Annotated in this window: 14 protein-coding genes; 13 read left to right on the forward strand and 1 reads right to left on the reverse strand. The window is 55.7% G+C overall.

Translation table 11 applies throughout. The features are described from left to right. Positions 1–164: 164 nt before the first annotated feature. Entirely contained in the window at positions 165–1268 is a 1104-nt protein-coding gene (locus K2F33_RS14700; protein ID WP_263882095.1) for a YheC/YheD family endospore coat-associated protein, read from the reverse strand. Between the two features lie 367 nt (positions 1269–1635). Between K2F33_RS14700 and K2F33_RS14705 the strand changes: the two genes are divergently transcribed. The 13 genes from K2F33_RS14705 (at position 1636) to K2F33_RS14765 (ending at position 17432) form a co-directional block, all read left to right on the forward strand. Further along, positions 1636–8502: a WIAG-tail domain gene (locus tag K2F33_RS14705; RefSeq protein WP_263882096.1), complete on the forward strand. Its 6867-nt coding sequence runs from the start codon at positions 1636–1638 to the stop codon at positions 8500–8502. A gap of 173 nt (positions 8503–8675) precedes the next feature. Further along, a complete protein-coding gene (locus K2F33_RS14710) occupies positions 8676–8858 on the forward strand; it encodes a hypothetical protein (RefSeq protein WP_186326167.1) in 183 nt (60 codons plus the stop codon). After that, entirely contained in the window at positions 8851–9552 is a 702-nt protein-coding gene (locus K2F33_RS14715) for a glycosyltransferase family 2 protein (RefSeq protein WP_263882097.1), read from the forward strand. Before K2F33_RS14710 ends, K2F33_RS14715 begins: the two co-directional genes overlap by 8 nt. A 5-nt stretch (positions 9553–9557) precedes the next feature. Then, the gene (locus tag K2F33_RS14720; protein ID WP_084204104.1) at positions 9558–10676 is read left to right on the forward strand and encodes a glycosyltransferase; all 1119 of its coding nucleotides are present in this window, start codon (positions 9558–9560) and stop codon (positions 10674–10676) included. After that, complete coding sequence (locus K2F33_RS14725) at positions 10676–11428, forward strand: glycosyltransferase family 2 protein (RefSeq protein ID WP_084204105.1); 753 nt, start codon at positions 10676–10678, stop codon at positions 11426–11428. Before K2F33_RS14720 ends, K2F33_RS14725 begins: the two co-directional genes overlap by 1 nt. A gap of 32 nt (positions 11429–11460) precedes the next feature. Continuing rightward, positions 11461–12192: a sugar phosphate nucleotidyltransferase gene (locus K2F33_RS14730; protein ID WP_076174117.1), complete on the forward strand. Its 732-nt coding sequence runs from the start codon at positions 11461–11463 to the stop codon at positions 12190–12192. Positions 12193–12254: 62 nt separating this feature from the next. Then, on the forward strand, positions 12255–13277 hold the full coding sequence (locus tag K2F33_RS14735) for a GT-D fold domain-containing protein (RefSeq protein ID WP_263882099.1): 1023 nt from the start codon (positions 12255–12257) through the stop codon (positions 13275–13277). A 53-nt stretch (positions 13278–13330) separates the two neighbouring features. Next, complete coding sequence (locus K2F33_RS14740) at positions 13331–14710, forward strand: glycosyltransferase family 2 protein (RefSeq protein ID WP_318672518.1); 1380 nt, start codon at positions 13331–13333, stop codon at positions 14708–14710. A 152-nt stretch (positions 14711–14862) separates the two neighbouring features. Then, positions 14863–15150 (forward strand): nucleoside-diphosphate sugar epimerase, encoded by a 288-nt coding sequence (locus K2F33_RS14745; protein WP_076174121.1) that lies wholly within the window; start codon positions 14863–14865, stop codon positions 15148–15150. Between the two features lie 30 nt (positions 15151–15180). Next, positions 15181–15537, forward strand: coding sequence for an alpha-helical endospore appendage domain-containing protein (locus K2F33_RS14750; RefSeq protein WP_076174457.1), 357 nt, complete (start codon positions 15181–15183; stop codon positions 15535–15537). Continuing rightward, complete coding sequence (locus K2F33_RS14755; RefSeq protein ID WP_076174124.1) at positions 15534–15833, forward strand: hypothetical protein; 300 nt, start codon at positions 15534–15536, stop codon at positions 15831–15833. The genes K2F33_RS14750 and K2F33_RS14755 overlap by 4 nt, the downstream gene beginning before the upstream one ends. Before the next feature lie 3 nt (positions 15834–15836). Then, on the forward strand, positions 15837–16163 hold the full coding sequence (locus K2F33_RS14760) for a hypothetical protein (RefSeq protein ID WP_076174127.1): 327 nt from the start codon (positions 15837–15839) through the stop codon (positions 16161–16163). A 183-nt stretch (positions 16164–16346) separates the two neighbouring features. Beyond that, complete coding sequence (locus K2F33_RS14765) at positions 16347–17432, forward strand: CgeB family protein (protein ID WP_373309633.1); 1086 nt, start codon at positions 16347–16349, stop codon at positions 17430–17432. The last annotated feature ends 16 nt before the right edge of the window (positions 17433–17448 follow it).

A 17448-nucleotide genomic window follows, 5' to 3' on the forward strand; every position in this document is an offset into this window, starting at 1 on the left:
GAACAGACCGAAAAAGCAGCATGACGCATTTTCGGTCTTTCGTTTAAGCATCTTTTTGTCCGGCATCCGTTGTTTTCCCGGTTTCCCGTTCTGCGTTTTTACCTGCTTTATCGGATTTCCGGAGGTTGCGCACAATTTATGGCAGACTAACCCGGGATCCGTGCTCAAAGTCCTATGCCGGCGTGCTGCCGATTTACCAGGTACCGGGCATAGGCCATGGGCTCACGATAGGTTTTTTTCCAATACTGGGGCATATTGGCGTTTCGGAAGCCGTAACGCTGATCCCGTCCGTTGCATTCAATAAAATACGGCTTGCCGCCCTTCGTGACGCCGATATCCAGGCCAAGGTCCGCCGCAAAAGGCAAATGCTGCTCCAGCTGCCGGACCACGCCGAAGGCGAGCTGATGTACGCTATCCGAGATTCTGTCCGCAGATAACCCAGGCAGGCTTTCGGCCAGAATTCGTTCGGCCGGGAAGGCCTTGCCGCCTTGAGCGACATTGGAGACGAACATTCGGGATGCGGCGACTTTGGCATACATTCCCGTCAGGCTCCAGCTGCCGCTGATGCCTCGCTGGATGGAGACGCGAAGGTCATAAGGCCGCTGTTTATATTCCGCCAGTGCGATGCGTTCCTGGACAAGGAAGGGCGCCTGGGAGATCCGGCGCAGCAGGATGCCCGGAAGTTGTTGTCTATTCAAGCGAACCGTCGTCCATCCCAGGGATCGCCCGGTTCGGGCATAAGTAAGATACCAGTGCTGGCCGTGGGCGTGAAGGCGCATAATTCCTCTGCCGACGCTGCCGACGCAAGGCTTTAATATCAGATCACGATATCGCCGCATCATTTCCTGGACAGAGGAAGGGGCGGCGATCGTCGTATCGGGAAGATGCTGCGAAAGCAGCGGGTTACTTTCGAGCAAGTGATGAATTTCATCTTTCCCGTACCGATTGTGGGCGTTGAATATCATATATCCGCCGTCTATAAGACGTTGAATTCTATTTTTTGACCGCCCGTCAAAGTAGATGGCCCGGTTATGAATGACCCTTGGCAGCGGAAGCCTGGTGTAAACGTATTTTCCCTCTCTGAGAACAAACGCCGAACATTCATGGCGTTCAATATCGATATCCTGTAGTTTCATATAGCACGGCCTTAAGCCGAACATCCGGGCCGCCTCTTCATAATTGACGAGGGATTCCGCTCCCGTCTTTCCGCCGGGAATTCCCCGGTGCACCGTTGCATTCAGCAGAATTCCAACATCAGAAATCCACACGTTCATCCCTCCCTGGCATTCCGTCATCCCACTTTTTATATATCCTATGCCATAGATTGCTATAAGCAAGGGTCTTTGTCCGTAACGTGCCGCCTATTTTCTCAAACGGTGAAAGGATGAATGCACAGAGTAGTTATTGGTGGGCAGGTGACGCTCATGTCCCTCAGGATGTCCCTCGATCATCCCCCGAACTTCAACCTTTTATCCCTGAATATTTGTGATCCCGTCCTCCCGGATTGTTCTGCCGGAAGCACTCATCCGATTGGCTAGTTCAAAATCGTTACAAAAACCGGGAAATCAGTGACAACGGCCTATTTGTTCGCATATGATGCCCAAGATGCATCCGGTCAGGAAGGAGCGAGGTCTTTTGAAGAAGAAAAATAAAAGCCGGACGGTTAAACAACCGAACAAGAACCTCTATTTCGTGGATAATCCTGAAATTCAGGAGTTGGAACTGATCCGTAAAAGCAAAGTAACGGCGCCAAAGACAAACCAACTTGATTCATATGCGGAAATCCGATCCATTGCCCCTGATGCAGTCCTTGAAAAGGAAGAAGTCCAGCAAACAACGACTTTGGAGACAGTTGAACCGATACAAGAGCACCAAATGGAGGACACTGCAGAGAGCAAGCCTGAGGCAATAGAAGAGCCCGAGGAGGAGGCGGTATCCGAGGAAGCGGTACCCGAGGAGCCTGTTATTGAAGAAGCTATACCTGAGGAGACGGTGCCGGTTCGGGACCGTGAGGAGCTGGAGGAGATCATTGAAGAAAAAAGGATGCCGAACTCCCCGGAGCCAATCATTTATACGGATGATCTGAGCGACGGTTCGGTCACGACGTCCAAAATTGCGCTCCGGGCCATTGACTCGTCCAGACTTCAGCCCGGCTCGGTAGGCAGCGAGGCCATTGCCGATTATGCTGTTTCTCATATTCACTTAGCCGACGGCTCCGTGGTCTCCTCCAAAATTGCCTCTGAATCCATTTTGGAGGAGCATCTGACCGACGGCGCGATCAGCGGCAGCAAAATTCGGGATCGCTCCATCAGCGGGGAAAAAATCCGCGACGGAAGTATTACATCCGCCAAGCTGGGCGACCAGGTGATCGATTCCACCAAAATCGCCGACGGTTCCATCACGTCACGCCATTTGAGCAATTTGGTCGTAAACACAGATCTGCTGCAAGACCAAGCCGTAACGGCAAGCAAAATTGCTGGGGCCAGCATCCAGTCCATGCATTTGACAAATGAAGTGATCGACACGTCGAAACTGGCCGAAGGCGCCGTTACCGGCTCGAAGATCCGGACCGGCGAAATTACGGGCGACAAGCTAAAGGAGCGCTCCATCGAAAGCGTTCATATACGGGAAGGATCACTGACCGGGGAACTTCTTCAGAACGGCTCCGTTGGCGGAAATCAAATCGCGACGGGGAGCGTGTCAAGCGAGCATGTCGCCAAAAAATCAGTCGGCACCCAACATCTGCAGGATGGAGCCGTGACCGGACCAATATTGGCACCCTTTGCGGTAACGTCCGCGCATTTGGCGGATGCGACCATTCGCGGCAAGCATATCGCCCCCGGCGAGATCACTGCAGCGCACTTGGCCGACCACAGCGTCGGGGCGAACAAATTGGCAGAGCAGTCGGTCGGAACGGTGCATATTGTCGAGCAGACGGTCACCTCATCTAAAATTGCCGATCAAAGCATTCTGCCCCAGAAAATTGCAGACGAAGCCGTGCAGACCCGGCATCTGGCACAAGGTGCCGTCCAGAAAGCACAGATTGCGCCGAATTCCATCCAGACGTCCCACATTCAGCAGGGGGCTGTTAACGGCAGCCATATTGCGGCAAACGTCGTGGAAGGCTCTCATGTCAGACACGGGTCGATCACCACGGGACACATTACCCGCAGCGCCATTGTCGAGCAGCATATCTCGGATGGAGCGGTAGCTTCCCGTCATCTGCAGAACAAATCTGTCATTGGTGAAAAGCTCGCAGGCGGCAGCGTGACGAGCGGCATACTGGCAGACGGCGCGGTCGGCGGCCGCAATATAGCCGAAGGCGGCATCAGCGCGGAGCATATCCGCCCGGCTTCGATTCAGGATCGGCATTTGTCCGACAAAAGCGTGCGAGCATCCGCGATTCAGGATCAGGCCGTCACAACCCAGCATATAGCCAAAGGTTCGGTGAACGCAGATCATCTGACGCCCGGAATCGTACACAACGCAATCATTAGGAATGAAGCGGTAACTGCAGAAAAGCTTTCAGCAGGAAGCGTTCAATCCGGTCATCTCAATCACGGCATTATCTATCCGGCTCACTTAGCAGACCATGCGGTCACCTCCCTGAAGCTTTCACCCGAAAGCGTGGCGACCGACAAAATTCAGGATCTGGCGGTGACGTCTGCCAAACTGGCTGATGGGAGTGTGAGCAGCCCCAAGCTGGCCTCCGCGTCCGTAAGCAGTGAGCATTTGTCCGACAACGCCGTCACTTCCCGCTCGATCAACGTGGGTGCGGTAACCCAGCGGCATCTCTCGGAAGAATCAGTCGGCGGAGTACAGCTTCAGCCCGGCTCGGTTTCCAGCGTGCATTTGCACAGTGGAGCGGTCGAAGAAAAGCATCTGGCTGAAGGCATCGTCAGCGAGCGCCATCTAACGGCCGGCTCGGTCGGAGGAACCCAGCTTCAGGCCGATTCCGTCACCGGAGCGCACCTGCAAAACCATTCAGTAGAAGAGAAGCATCTGGCCGAAGGTATCGTCAGTGAGCGCCACCTTACGGCCGGCTCGGTCGGAGGAACCCAGCTTCAGGCCGACTCTGTCTCCGGAATACACCTGCAAAACCAAGCGGTGGAAGAGAAGCATCTGGCTGACAATATCATCAGTGAGCGCCATCTTACAGCCGGTTCGGTCGGAGGAACCCAGCTTCAGGCCGACTCTGTCTCCGGAATACACCTGCAAAACCAAGCGGTGGAAGAGAAGCATCTGGCTGACAATATCATCAGTGAGCGTCACCTTACGTTCGGTTCGATCGGCGGAAATCAGCTTCAGGACGGTTCCGTATCCGGGGTGCACCTGCAGAACCAAGCGGTGGAAGAGAAGCATCTGGCTGATAATATCATCAGTGAGCGTCATCTCACGGCAGGCTCAGTCGGAGGGAATCAGCTCCAGGCCGGTTCGGTTTCCGGTGAGCACCTGCAAGACCGTACTGTCGAGGAAAGACATTTAGCTGAAGGCATTGTCGGCGAGCGTCATCTCACACCCGGCTCGGTCAGCGAAGGGCATCTGCAGTCCGCATTGATCCAGGAACGCCATTTGAGTCAGTTATCGGTTAACACAGAAGCCATCAAGGACGGCGCAATAACCGCATCGAAGCTCGGACCGGAATCGGTCGGCAGCGTCAATATCAAACAGGATGCCGTCCGCTCCATTCATCTCCATGAGAAAAGCGTACAGCAGCGGCATCTTGCTCCGGGGGCGGTCGGTTTCCGGCATCTTGCTCCGGATTCCGTGGGAGAAGAGCAACTTCAGTCAGGCAGCATCAAAGCCCAGCATTTGGCTGAAGGTGCCGTATATTCGGAGGCACTGCAGGATGGTGCGGTGGGCGCCTCCAAGCTGGCACCGGCATCCGTCGACAGCGCTCATCTGAAACCGGCCTCCATCGGTTTTGAGCATCTTCAGGAGGGGATTATCCGCATCGGCCACCTGGGTGAAGAAGCTGTAGGCTCTAAGCAGTTAGCGCCGGCATCCGTCACAGCGGCCCATCTGACGAACGGCAGCATACAATCCGGCCATCTTGCCCCGGATGCGGTATCCGAAGTTGCCCTCCAGGGCGGATCAGTAACCGGTGACAAGATCGCGCCGGATTCGATCGGAACCCGCCATATCGAGGCGAAATCGATCGGCTCGGCTCAGCTTCAGGAAAAGAGCGTGGAGAAGCAGCATATTGCCCCTGGTGCGGTGGACTTCAGGCATTTAGCCCCCGAATCGGTCGGAGAGGAACAGCTGCAGGCAGGCAGTGTCGGTATGCAGCATCTGGCCACAAGTTCGGTGCATACCGAAGCGCTGCATCCCGGTGCGGTCACAGCCGATAAGCTGGCGGACACGTCGATCGGAAGCCATCACATCCAGACAGGGGCCGTAACGGCGGAGCACCTGGCCTTTGGGGCTGTTCACGAGCATGCGCTGAAGGATGGATCCGTAAGCTCGGCTAAATTGGCCACGGGTGCGATAGGAAGTGTCCACATCCAGCCGGAATCGATCCTCCCGCTTCACCTTCAGGCCGAGAGCATCCAGGATTGGCATCTGCAGCCAGGACTCATTCAGGGCCAGCATCTTACAGAAGGGGCCGTCGGTCCGGATCATCTGGCCCCCGAATCGGTCACCTCGGATCATCTGCAGCGGAGCAGCATCCAGCCGCATCACCTGGATCGGAGTTCCGTAACGACTGATTCTCTGAAGGACGAAGCCGTTACGGGGAATAAAATCGCTCCAGGCTCGGTTAGCAGCAGCCATGTCCAGCCGGAATCAATTCAGCCGTCCCATCTGCAGCCCGGCCTCATTCATGAAGAACATCTTGCAGTGGGAGCGGTCGGCGCGGAACATCTGGCAGCTGAATCCGTCACCTCGGATCACCTGCAGCAGGGCAGCATCCAGCCGCACCACCTGGCACGGAATTCGGTCATGACGGATTCACTCGAAGACGAAGCAGTGACGGGGGATAAAATCGCTTCCAACGCGGTTGGCAGCAGCCATATTCAGCCGGAATCGGTTCAGCCGTCCCATCTGCAGCCCGGCCTCATTCATGGGGAACATCTGGCAGAAGGAGCGGTCGGCGCGGAACATCTGGCAGCCGAATCCGTCACCTCGGATCACCTGCAGCAGGGCAGCATCCAGCCGCATCACCTGGCACGGAATTCGGTCACGACAGATGCTCTGAAGAATGAAGCCGTCACGGGAGATAAAATCGCTTCTCGCGCCGTAGGCAGCAGCCATATTCAGCCGGAATCGATCCAGCCGCACCATCTGCAGTCCGGCATTGTACAGGAATGGCATCTGCAGCCGGGTATCGTCCAGGGCCAGCATCTTGCCGAAGGTACGATCGGTCCGGATCATCTGGCGGCCGATTCCGTCACCTCGAATCATCTGCAGTCGGGCAGCATCCAGCCGCATCACCTTGCGCCGGATTCGGTTACGACCGGTTCACTGGAAGATGATGCCGTGACTGGGGATAAGATTGCCTCTAATACATTGGATGGCAGCCATATCCAGCCCAAATCGATCCGGTCTTACCATCTGCAACCCGGCCTTATTCGCGGAGAACATCTTGCAGAAGGAGGGGTTGGCCCGGAGCATTTGGCGTCCGGATCCGTCACCTCGGGTCATCTGCAGCCAGGCAGCATCCAACCGCATCACCTTGCGCCGGATACCGTCACGACCGAATCGTTGGAAGATGAGGCCGTTACGGGCGACAAGATTGCTCCTCATGCGGTCGACGGCAGCCATATCCAGCCCGAGTCGATCCAGCCGTACCACCTTCACGCTGAGACGATTCAGGAATGGCATCTGCAGCCAGGCCTTATCCAGCCGCATCATCTGGCGGCGGATTCGGTTACTACCGAATCACTGAAGAAGGAAGCCGTAACAGGGGATAAGATTGCTTCCCAAACGGTTGAAGGCAGCCATATCCAGCCGGAATCCATCGAGCCTTACCACCTGCAGCCCGGCCTCATTCAGGGCGAACATCTGGCAGAGGGAGCAGTCGGTCCGGATCATCTAGCCCCTGAATCCGTATCCTCGGACCATCTGCAGCCGGGCAGCATCCAACCGCATCACCTGGCGCCGGAGTCCGTCACGGCCGATTCGTTGGAAAAGGATGCTGTAACGGGGGATAAGATCGCTTCCCGTGCGGTCGACGGCGGCCATATCCAGCCGGAATCCATCGGGCCGTACCACCTGCAGCCCGGCCTCATTCAGGGCGAACATCTGGGAGAGGGAGCGGTCGGTCCGGATCATCTGGCCCCTGAATCCGTATCCTCGGACCATCTGCAGCCGGGCAGCGTACAACCGCATCACCTAGCGCCGGAGTCCGTCACCACCGGTCTGCTGGAAGATGAAGCCGTCACGGGGGAAAAAATTGCCCGGAACACAATTGACGGCAGCCATATCCAGCCGGAATCGATTCAGCCGCACCATCTGCAGTCCGGCATTGTGCAGGAATGGCACCTGCAGCCCGGCCTCATCCAAGGTGAACATCTTGCAGAGGGAGCGGTCGGTCCGGATCATCTGGCCCCTGAATCCGTATCCTCGGACCATCTGCAGCCGGGCAGCGTTCAGGCGCATCACCTGGCACCGGAGTCCGTTACCACCGGTCTGCTGGAAGATGAAGCCGTTACGGGGGAAAAGATTGCCCCGAACACGATTGAAGGCAGCCACATCCAGCCGGAAACGATTCAGCCGCACCATCTGCAGTCCGGCATTGTGCAGGAATGGCACCTGCAGCCCGGCCTCATCCAAGGTGAACATCTTGCAGAGGGAGCGGTCGGTCCGGATCATCTGGCCCCTGAATCCGTATCCTCGGACCATCTGCAGCCGGGCAGCGTTCAGGCGCATCACCTGGCACCGGAGTCCGTTACCACCGGTCTGCTGGAAGATGAAGCCGTTACGGGCGATAAAATTGCCCCGAACACGATCGACGGCAGCCACATCCAGCCGGAAACGATTCAGCCGCTTCACCTTCAGGCGAGAAGCATCCAGGAATGGCATCTTCAATCCGGGGCGGTCCATTCGGACCATATCCAGAACGGGGCGATCCAGAACAGACACATCGCCGCTAGGTCGGTCACCGGTGAACAGCTTGCTTTTGCACCCGTTCAGAGTGCTTCGGGACAGCCGGCCCTTCAACAGTACGGCATCACTTCTTTCCGGATCGGCGAAGGCCAGCTGCAGGTTGAAGTACCGGTGACGCTGCCGGAACCGTATCCAAACACCCATTATGTGATCGTGGCGATGTGCAATCATCCCGATTTCTATGCTGTATTGAACACGCAGCGGGAAGATATCGCCTTTATCGAAGTGGTGAGAAGACGGGTGGGCCCGGAAACCTTCGGTTTCCTATCCTGGATCGCGATCGGCTCGGTCTCTCCATCAGGAAAAGGAACCACGGGCTATGCACAGCGCAGCATGAGGCAGCGAAGCGCGTTCAGGACTGAGGCAGAACCAAAAGAGAATAAAGATAAGGAATAAGTAACCAGCGCGGGGCAGAGTCCCCGCGCTTTTTTGTTATGCTCTTGATCATCAGCAAGTATCGTGATGAAATCCGTGAACGATACCTAAATACATTGCACAAACGCCGCTTCCACGGCATTCCCCATGGCATAGGATGTGATGAGATACGTGCTGATATGACAGGGAGGGATATGTCGAATGATGAGGCGGATAAGATACAGACGAACCTATCGACCAACCCGCCGAAAGTACCGACAAGCATCGAAGACGGGCGTATGGTCAAGAACCAGGCATCGAACCAAGCCGCAGGCAAGGCGGATGCCCCATACCGACCTTCCTCCGGTCTTATCGGTGATCATCCCTGCGATGAATGAACAGAAGACGATCGCTGCCGTGGTCCGGGAAGCGCTGCGGGTACATCCTTCCTGCGAGGTTATTGTCGTAGCCAACGGCTGCCGCGACCGAACGGCAGAAGCGGCCGAGTCTGCGGGGGCTCGTGTGCTGAGGTATGAGCATCCGCTTGGGCATGATGTGGGAAGAAGCGCAGGGACGCAGGCCGCCCGGGGTCAGGTAATGCTGTACCTGGACGGAGACATGCCGATCGGTGCCGGGCAGCTTCGTCCCTTCGTCACGGCGGTTATTGGCGGGGTAGATGTCGCGCTGAACCGGTATAGAGGCCCGGTTCGCCGGCGTCAGACGCATCCGGTCGTTCAGGCCAAGCATGTTCTAAATACGATGCTGCGCCGCGCCGATCTGCTTGGAGCCTCTCTGACCGCCGTCCCGCATGCATTAAGCCGCCGCGCCGTCGACATGCTTGGAGCCGAATGCCTGTCGGTCCCTCCCCTTGCTTTAGCGAAGGCAGTCACCGCCGGGCTCAGGGTCGAAGCGGTTCATGAAGTACCCGTAGGACGGTTAAATAAGCGGAGAGCCAAAGTGGACGGAAAAGATCCACTGCAGGAGGTGGTTCTTGCGGATCATATTCAGGCAGTGAAGTGGTATTTGTCGGTAACGGATCCGAGGGGGCTTCGAAGCGATCTGGGACGGGAACGAAAGCGGGTGAGAAGGTGAGCCTGATGAGAAGAAGAACAAGAAGAAGTGTAACGGCTCGGTCTCGAATAAACTGGGCCGGGAGGAAGCGGCGGCAGGAAAGGCGCACCATTCCGAAGCGGAGCCGTGCGGCCCTACCGTCAATCTACCGGGCGGGGGAAGGCAAGCTGGCGGATGCCGCTTATCAGGCAGGACTCCTTGCAGGAGGCAAAGCCGACGCCGAAGAAGGAGAAGGGGATGTTCTCCTCTATGAATCGCCGCTTCAGCGGGCGTTTTCCGATTGGTGCGCGGCATATGTGAAGAAGCGTCCGGGTATTCGTACGATGCTCCGGCTGTCAAAAAGCTACGCCGACGGTTATGCTAAAGGTTCCGGGCGAAAGGACAACCGTATTCCGCTGCCGCTGGCAAGGACGGCCGCAGCCGTCGTCTGTGCCAGCAATGAACAGGATACGCTGGGCAAGGTGCTTCAGCAATTGGAACGGCTGCCGCTCCAGGAAGTAATCGTCGTACTGAACGGCTGCCGGGATCAAAGCTACTCGGCTGCACGCAATCACCGGATCGCCAGCATCCTCCATGTTCCGGGCCGGCTCGGACATGACGTGGGCCGGAGCATGGGGGCCGCCATGACCTCGGCGGATATCGTGTTGTTTACGGACGGGGATGTCGTGATCTCCGCCGAGGAACTGGCTCCTTTTATATATAAGGTGGATGAAGGGATAGACGCTGCGCTGAATGACCTGAATCCGTATTTGCCGCCATATATGCATCAGGATGAGGTAACGCGGTGCAAAAGCTTTTTAAATACGGTGCTAGGGCACCCGGAACTGGGGGCAAATTCGCTAACGGCCGTTCCACATGCACTGGCAAGACGTTTGATTGATGATATCGGCAGCGAGCAGTTGATGGTTCCCCCCAAGGCCCAAGCCCTGGCCCTTGCGAAGGGGCACCGCTTCGCGCTGGTGCAGCCGGTTGACGTGATCAGCGCAAACCGGAAGCGTCCCGGGAATACGGGCACCGGCAATGCGGTGGCAGACCTGATTATCGGTGACCATGCGGAAGCGTTCCATGCGCTGATTGATGCCGGCTGGATGCCCCAGTCTTCTACAGTCTCCCGGACGGAAGTCGCCTTGCGGAGGAATGCCTGATGAGTCTGAATCAGCGAATGACGAGCATTATCATCCCCACGCATAACGGCCTGCATCTGCTTGTCCCTTGCATCGAGGCGATCCGCAAATACACCGATACGCCGTACGAAATCATCGTTGTCGACAACGCCTCGACTGACGGTACCGACGGCTACTGCATCAAGGAGGGAATTCCATTTATCTCCCTTCCGGTGAACCGCGGGTTTCCAGTCGCCTGCAACATCGGTCTGGCGGCGGCCGGAGGGGACGATCTGCTCCTGCTCAACAACGATGTGACGGTTACGACGAACTGGTTATCCAATATGCTCGCCGCCCTGCACAGCCGGCCGGATGTCGGCTTGGTCGGGCCTGTTACCAATGCAGCCTCGGGTAGACAAAAGGTGGATGTTTCTTTTAACAATACAGAAGAATTCCAGCTGACAGCTGCCCGAAACAATCAGCCAGATCCGTCCCGCTGGGTGGAAGTGAACCGGGTTATCGGCATGTGTCTGCTTATAAAACGGGAAGTGTTGAACAGGATCGGATTTCTGGATGAAGCATTCTCACCAGGTCATTATGAGGATGACGATTACTGCTACAGGGCTCGGTTGGCCGGCTTTCATCTGCTGATTTGCGGGGATGCGCTCGTTCACCATCAGGGCAGCGCCAGCTTTAAACAGGCATCCTCCGAACAGATTCAACAGCTGATTGACCGGAATCACCGCTTGTTTATAGAGAAGTGGCAGATTGATCCCCGCCAGTTTATAGAGTAAGCAGGCAGCAAATCTGAAGGAGGAGTGGTGCAGTGAGAGGTATTATCTTGGCGGGCGGGACAGGTACCCGATTGTATCCGCTGACCCGGCTGATCAACAAGCATTTGCTACCTGTCGGAAAGTATCCCATGATCGTATACGGCATCGACAGATTGCGTCAGGCAGGAATCAAGGAAATTCTTATTGTCATGGGCAAACAGTCCGCAGGTTTGTATACGGAATTTTTGGGAAGCGGTCAGGATTTTGGTGTGCAGCTAACCTACCGGATTCAGGAGTCTGCGGGAGGAATCGCCGAGGCACTGGATCGAGGAAGAAGCTTTATTATGAAGGACGAAAAATTCGTCGTTCTGCTTGGAGATAATCTGTTTATGGATGATTTGAGCACGTATGTAAATAAATTTGCGCAGCAGCCTGCCGGGACGGCGCGGGTTCTCCTGAAACAGGTTCAGGATGCCAGAAGGTATGGTGTCCCGGTGTTTGACCGGGCGCGCCCGGAGCTCATCAGCCGGATTGAAGAAAAGCCAGCGAAGCCTAAATCTTCTTACAGCGTCACCGGTTTTTATATGTATGACACTTCCGTGTTCGATATCATTTCCGGGATCCGTCCATCGGACCGGGGAGAACTCGAAATAACCGACGTCAACAACGTCTATGCGGCAGACGGGCGGCTGGAGTACGATATCCTGCAGCATTGGTGGGGCGACGCGGGAACCTTTGAATCTCTGCAAGAAGCAGGCAAAAAAATGAAGGGAATTCTCCCATGAGCCGCCCTCGGATCCGAAACAGAGCCTTCATTCCTCCATGGAAGAGGGCTCTTCGTGTCAAATTGGCCAAGCGACGTTTAATACTCCGTCGGCGGCATGCTCCCCTGAACCGAAAGGAGAAAAGAAAGCACAAGTACGGCCAGCGGGGAAATGGTATAAAGCATCCGAACCTGCCGGGGCTTACTCCCCTCGCGGTGCATCCTCTTCCCCAAGAGAGGCCCAGTGAATCCAGTACGGAGCCCTCGATCGATATCCAAAAGGTGCAGGACGCTGCTTACCAGGCCGGATATGCAGAAGGGGTGGAGGAGACAGTCGCCTCCCAGCTTCCACCGTATACGGTACTGCCGGATATAGGTGCCAATGAGGTAATCGCCGCGGGAATATCGGCATACCGAGAACATTGGCTCCAGCTATTGCGCCCCGAAGAGGTCCATGGCCGCATGGCGCATGCCTTGGCCGTTGGCCAGCCCCTGTCGGTTGTCCGACTGGGAGACGGAGAATTGCTGGCCCTGGCCCATGACACCGTGCTTCCGCTGGAGGAAGTACGACAAAAGGGGCGCTTTCTCTCGACAGCAGGAATGCAGCTGCCTGATCCGCAGGCACGAGATATGCTGGCCGATTCGCTCCGCATGGCCGGGATCATCGGCATTCCGCATTCCCGTCTGCCGACGTTCCAGGGCCTTTTGTTCCCGGTGCTCCGGTATTACGGGCTATCTTACCGCAGTCTGACACTGACGACATCCACGATGAATTATGCGCTGCATGAGCATGGTCTGCTGCAGCAGCTTCTCCCGGGGAAACGGCTGCTTCTGATCGGAAACCGGGCTCCCGAGCTTGCGAATACGCTGCTGGCTTCGGCTTCGCTGACCATAGCCGGTGTAATCAGCCCGGTGCGGGGATTTTCGGACATTCCAAGGGTGATGCAGGAGGCGGCCATATGCGAATTTGACCTGGCTCTCGTGGCTAGCGGCATTCCCGCGGTCGTGATCTGCGAGCGTATCGCGAGCCAGCTGGGCAAAGTTGCGCTGGATTTTGGACATTTGGCGGATAAGCTCGTTTCCGGTGAGATTCCTTATGCCAGATAGTAAGGTGTATAGCGGAGAGAAATATCATGTGTGCAAAACGGGGAGGGATTGAAATGAAAAAGCGGTTCAGGAGTGCAAGGGGCCGCCGGCCAATCCGGCAGTCTCCTCCCTCATCCTCTGGAAGCGACCGATATAACGAGGGTTACGAACGCGGGTACACGGAAGGGCTGGTAAAGGGAAGGGACACATTCCATATTCCGTTTCAAGGCACCAGCATCATCATTCCGACCTATAACCAGGCCGAATATCTGATCCAGTGTTTAGGGAGCATTGAGGCCCATACGCCGGAACCGCATGAGATTATTGTCGTTGACAATGCGTCTACGGACGATATTGCCTCCTGCCTCAAGCCGTTTGGCGGGAAAATCAGGTTTGCAAGGCTGGAGCAGAACCGCGGATTTGCCGGCGGCGTCAATTACGGCATCATGATGGCCAAGGGAGAAACGGTTGTCATCCTGAACAATGATATTCTCGTCACGCCGAATTGGCTGACCCACATGCTCCGCTGCCTGGACAGCGACCCTCAGATCGGTGCCGTGGGGCCTGTGACGAACTATATTAGCGGCGAACAGCAAATTCCGGTTCCTTACGAAGATGTGAAGGAGATGTGGGAATTTGCAGCCGGTCATAATGTGCCGGACGAAGGGAAGTGGCGTGAAGCCGACCGATTGGTCGGCTTTTGCCTGCTGCTCCACAGAGATGTTCTGCACCGCATCGGTTATTTGGATGAGGGGTACCGGATCGGCAACTATGAAGACGACGACTGGATCATCCGGCTCCGGCTGACCGGCCGGAAATTGTTTATTGCCGGGGATTCGTTTATCCACCATTTCGGAAGCGTAAGCATGAAACAGTTGGGCCAGCAGTTTGAGTCGGTCCATCATCATAACGAGTTGTATTACACGAATAAGTGGGATAATCCTTACGCTTGGGTGACAAACATGAAGGAAGGCGCGCTGGCTCGGTTTCCCGGATTGCGAAGCGGGCATGATTTTTACCCGTCACATGTACTGGTACGGGACCAGTCTGGCCTTGTGTATTTTCTGCTGAACGGGCGCAAGTACGCCCTTAGCGGCGGGGCGGAACAAGTGGGTGCAGAAGCCGTACTGCTGTCAAGGTTAGATATCCGGCAAATTCCAGACGGTGAGTATTCTCTGACAAGCGAGCAGATCCGGGAAATGCTGGATTCGGCAGCAATGGATGAGTCCTTATCGGCCGGGGAGGCCGGCGCCGGTCAGCTGGTGGAGGGCCCCGGTGGACGGGTGTACCAATGGTCCCGCGGAACGATGAGGCCGTTTGCATCGCTGCATACCCTGGAACGATGGCATATGGCGTTGAGAAAACGATCGGTGTGGCCGCTCGAGCGGTTAAATTCTGTGCCGGAAGGGGATCTGATCATCGCCCCCCCACACCTGGATAATCCCGTGCTTTGACGGTTTTCTAAAAAAAGATGAGAAAAAAACGTATGCTGCCCCCAATCGCGTAACTGACTTCAGGATGGCGGCATAGGATATAGCAGGCAGATGCGGATCAGGCGGACCGCCTATTCGCAGAAGGCGTGACCTATCACCAGGGAGGGACCGGAATGCAGAGCAAAATTGACGAAATGCTCACCCATATGTCACATTCCAAGCAGCAAATGGCCAGGGTTCTGGATGCCGAGCGCCAAGTGGCGGTCCGGATGGCCCAGATTATTCATGATTTGCCCGATGAACATCCGGAATTTGACGGTGTGAGCGGGTTGATTGAAAATTCCAGCCAGATCAACAAGAGCATTATTTCTTACCTTAGCAGCATTGCTGACCTGCAGGAAGCGCTGGCGGAAACGTTGAATCATGTGGTGAAAGAGATGGGCAGCAATGAAGAGGAATAATTTCGGGAGAAACGTAAGGGAGTGCTGGATATGAGCAGAGAACAGGCCTTTTTGCATATGCTGGACGCCGCCTCCAAAATCCAGTGGAACATCGCCATGATTCTGGAAGCCAAAGCGGTCGAAGCCGAAAAAATGCGGAACTGGACGCTGAATCATTTGAACTCGGATGCGTTTGCAAGCCATGAAAATCAACTGAGCGAGCCTCTGCAGATTCACGGTCAGATCGTGGAGCTTTTGGAGGGGCTCACGAAGATGGAGAATGGATTGTGCAGCAACTTGAAAGCATTGCTCGTACAGGAAGAAGAAGAGTACGGCGGCGGCGGTGGTGGTGGTGAAGGCATGTTTGGCGGCGGTGATTACGGCGGCCTCGGAGACATGGGCAAATGAGTTTGCTCCTTCGTGAGCAAGAAACGAAGCTGGAGCTGATTCAATCCATCGCGCTCAGCCAAAAGGCGCTGGCCCGGATTCTCGGGAGCATCGCCGACATTTCTTCCGAGTCGGACCTCTCTGCCCGGGCACTTCTTGAAAATATCCGGCTCCTGACGCAGCATCAAGACGCATTATGCCGGATGCTCACGGGCATCAGCCTGTGCCAGCCCCGAAGCGGGAATTCCGCGCCGCCCTGGTTAAACGCATCTCTATCCGCCCATTTCGCAGTCACCCGAGAATTACAGGAGGATTAACGGATGATAACGAAGAAAAAACGTCATCGGAGGCCAAAATCCGTGAAGCGCCTGCTGCTTAGCCGTAAGGCGCGAGTCATCAAGTTGAAAAAGCGGCGTAAGCACCTGCTACCCAAAAAAAGAAAGCATCGGATCAAAAGCATTCGCAGAAAACGGAAACGGGTCGTAAAGCCGGTGCTGCCTGTGCCTGTGGCTCAAGGTGTAGAGCCTCATACCAGTCCGGACTCGGCGTACAGCCAAGGATTTGACGAAGCTTACAATGAAGGGTTTAACGCGGGTTTTGCCAAAGGCTATGAAGATGGTCATCTGCTAGCCTACCAATCCAAGTAATAACGTGAGGGAACGGGACACAGTCAAGCCTTTCGCTCCATGGGACAGCCATGGGGCGAAAGGCTTTTTGCCGTTTTTCGGCAGGGCATCCGCCAATTTATCCGCGCGAAGGCAGTCGTCCATGATGCAATTGCCTCTTCCGCATATATTTATATTGTTCTTTCACAATTCAAGACAGACAGGGTGAAGACTGTGGAAAATGTGGCTGAAACGGCGGCAAGCGCCAGTTACCTGCAGGGCTACGAGGACGGCTTGCGCCTTGGTGTCTGTCAGGCTGTCATGGAACGGATACCCGCTCCGGAGCCTTATTTCCGGGACATGAAAGTATTTTATATTCCGCAGGGCTTTCATGCCATTGATCAGGGTATATCTGCCGCGCTTAGCAGCCTGGTCAGAGAATGTATCGTCGTAGAGGCTCCAAAGATGCTGGAGCTTGCTCAAAAGGAGCGTCCTCATCTCATCCTCGTATTGAACGGACTGCATGTATTTCCCGAAAATCATTTGGAGGATATCCGGCGGGTTCGCGCGATGGGGATCAAGACGGCCGTCTGGTTTGTCGATGATCCCTATTTTAGCGAGGATACCGCGGCCGCATGCACCGCGTACGACGTCGTGTTTACCCACGAGCTGGGATGCGTACCTTTTTACAGTGCTCTTGGGGTCAAAAGAGTCCACTATTTGCCGCTGGCCGTGAACGCTGACATGTTCAAGCCTCTGCGCTGCGGACCGGAGCACCTGTACGACATTTGCTTTATAGGCAATGCCTTTTGGAACCGTGTCGCTATTTTTGACGAAATGGCACCGTTTCTGAAGGATAAAAAAGTGTTGATTGCCGGGGGGTTCTGGGAGCGCTTGTCCCGGCAGGATTTGCTGGGCCGCTCGGTACAGCTTGGGTTCATTCCGCCGGAGGAAACAGTCCGCTATTACAATGGGGCGAAAGTGGTCATCAATATCCATCGTCCCGACGAATGGGGGCAGGACAACCGCAACAGTCATCGGATCAGCGGCAAATCGATCAACCCCAGGACCTATGAAATCAGTGCTTGCGGAGCGATGCAGATCACAGATATCCGCGAAGATCTCACCAATTATTACAGACCAGGCTATGACATCGAAACCTATACATCCACTGAGGAACTTAAAAACAAGATCATCTATTACCTGGAGCATGAAGAGGAGCGGAGAATCATGGCGGCCCGCGGGCTGTACACGACTCGGCAGGAGCATACGTTTATTTCCCGGATGAGAACGTTTCTGGAACAGTTCTGACACCGGACAATATCAA

This window comes from Paenibacillus sp. PSB04, assembly GCF_025809195.1.
Lineage (GTDB): Bacteria > Bacillota > Bacilli > Paenibacillales > Paenibacillaceae > Paenibacillus_AQ > Paenibacillus_AQ favisporus.

Bases quoted from the DNA above. Each gene is read 5' to 3' on its own strand.
- K2F33_RS14710 (WP_186326167.1), top strand. From the start codon at position 8,676: ATGTCGAATGATGAGGCGGATAAGATACAGACGAACCTATCGACCAAC.
- K2F33_RS14715 (WP_263882097.1), top strand. From the start codon at position 8,851: ATGAATGAACAGAAGACGATCGCTGCCGTGGTCCGGGAAGCGCTGCGG.
- K2F33_RS14720 (WP_084204104.1), top strand. From the start codon at position 9,558: ATGAGAAGAAGAACAAGAAGAAGTGTAACGGCTCGGTCTCGAATAAAC.
- K2F33_RS14725 (WP_084204105.1), top strand. From the start codon at position 10,676: ATGAGTCTGAATCAGCGAATGACGAGCATTATCATCCCCACGCATAAC.
- K2F33_RS14740 (WP_318672518.1), top strand. From the start codon at position 13,331: ATGAAAAAGCGGTTCAGGAGTGCAAGGGGCCGCCGGCCAATCCGGCAG.
- K2F33_RS14745 (WP_076174121.1), top strand. From the start codon at position 14,863: ATGCAGAGCAAAATTGACGAAATGCTCACCCATATGTCACATTCCAAG.
- K2F33_RS14750 (WP_076174457.1), top strand. From the start codon at position 15,181: ATGAGCAGAGAACAGGCCTTTTTGCATATGCTGGACGCCGCCTCCAAA.
- K2F33_RS14755 (WP_076174124.1), top strand. From the start codon at position 15,534: ATGAGTTTGCTCCTTCGTGAGCAAGAAACGAAGCTGGAGCTGATTCAA.
- K2F33_RS14760 (WP_076174127.1), top strand. From the start codon at position 15,837: ATGATAACGAAGAAAAAACGTCATCGGAGGCCAAAATCCGTGAAGCGC.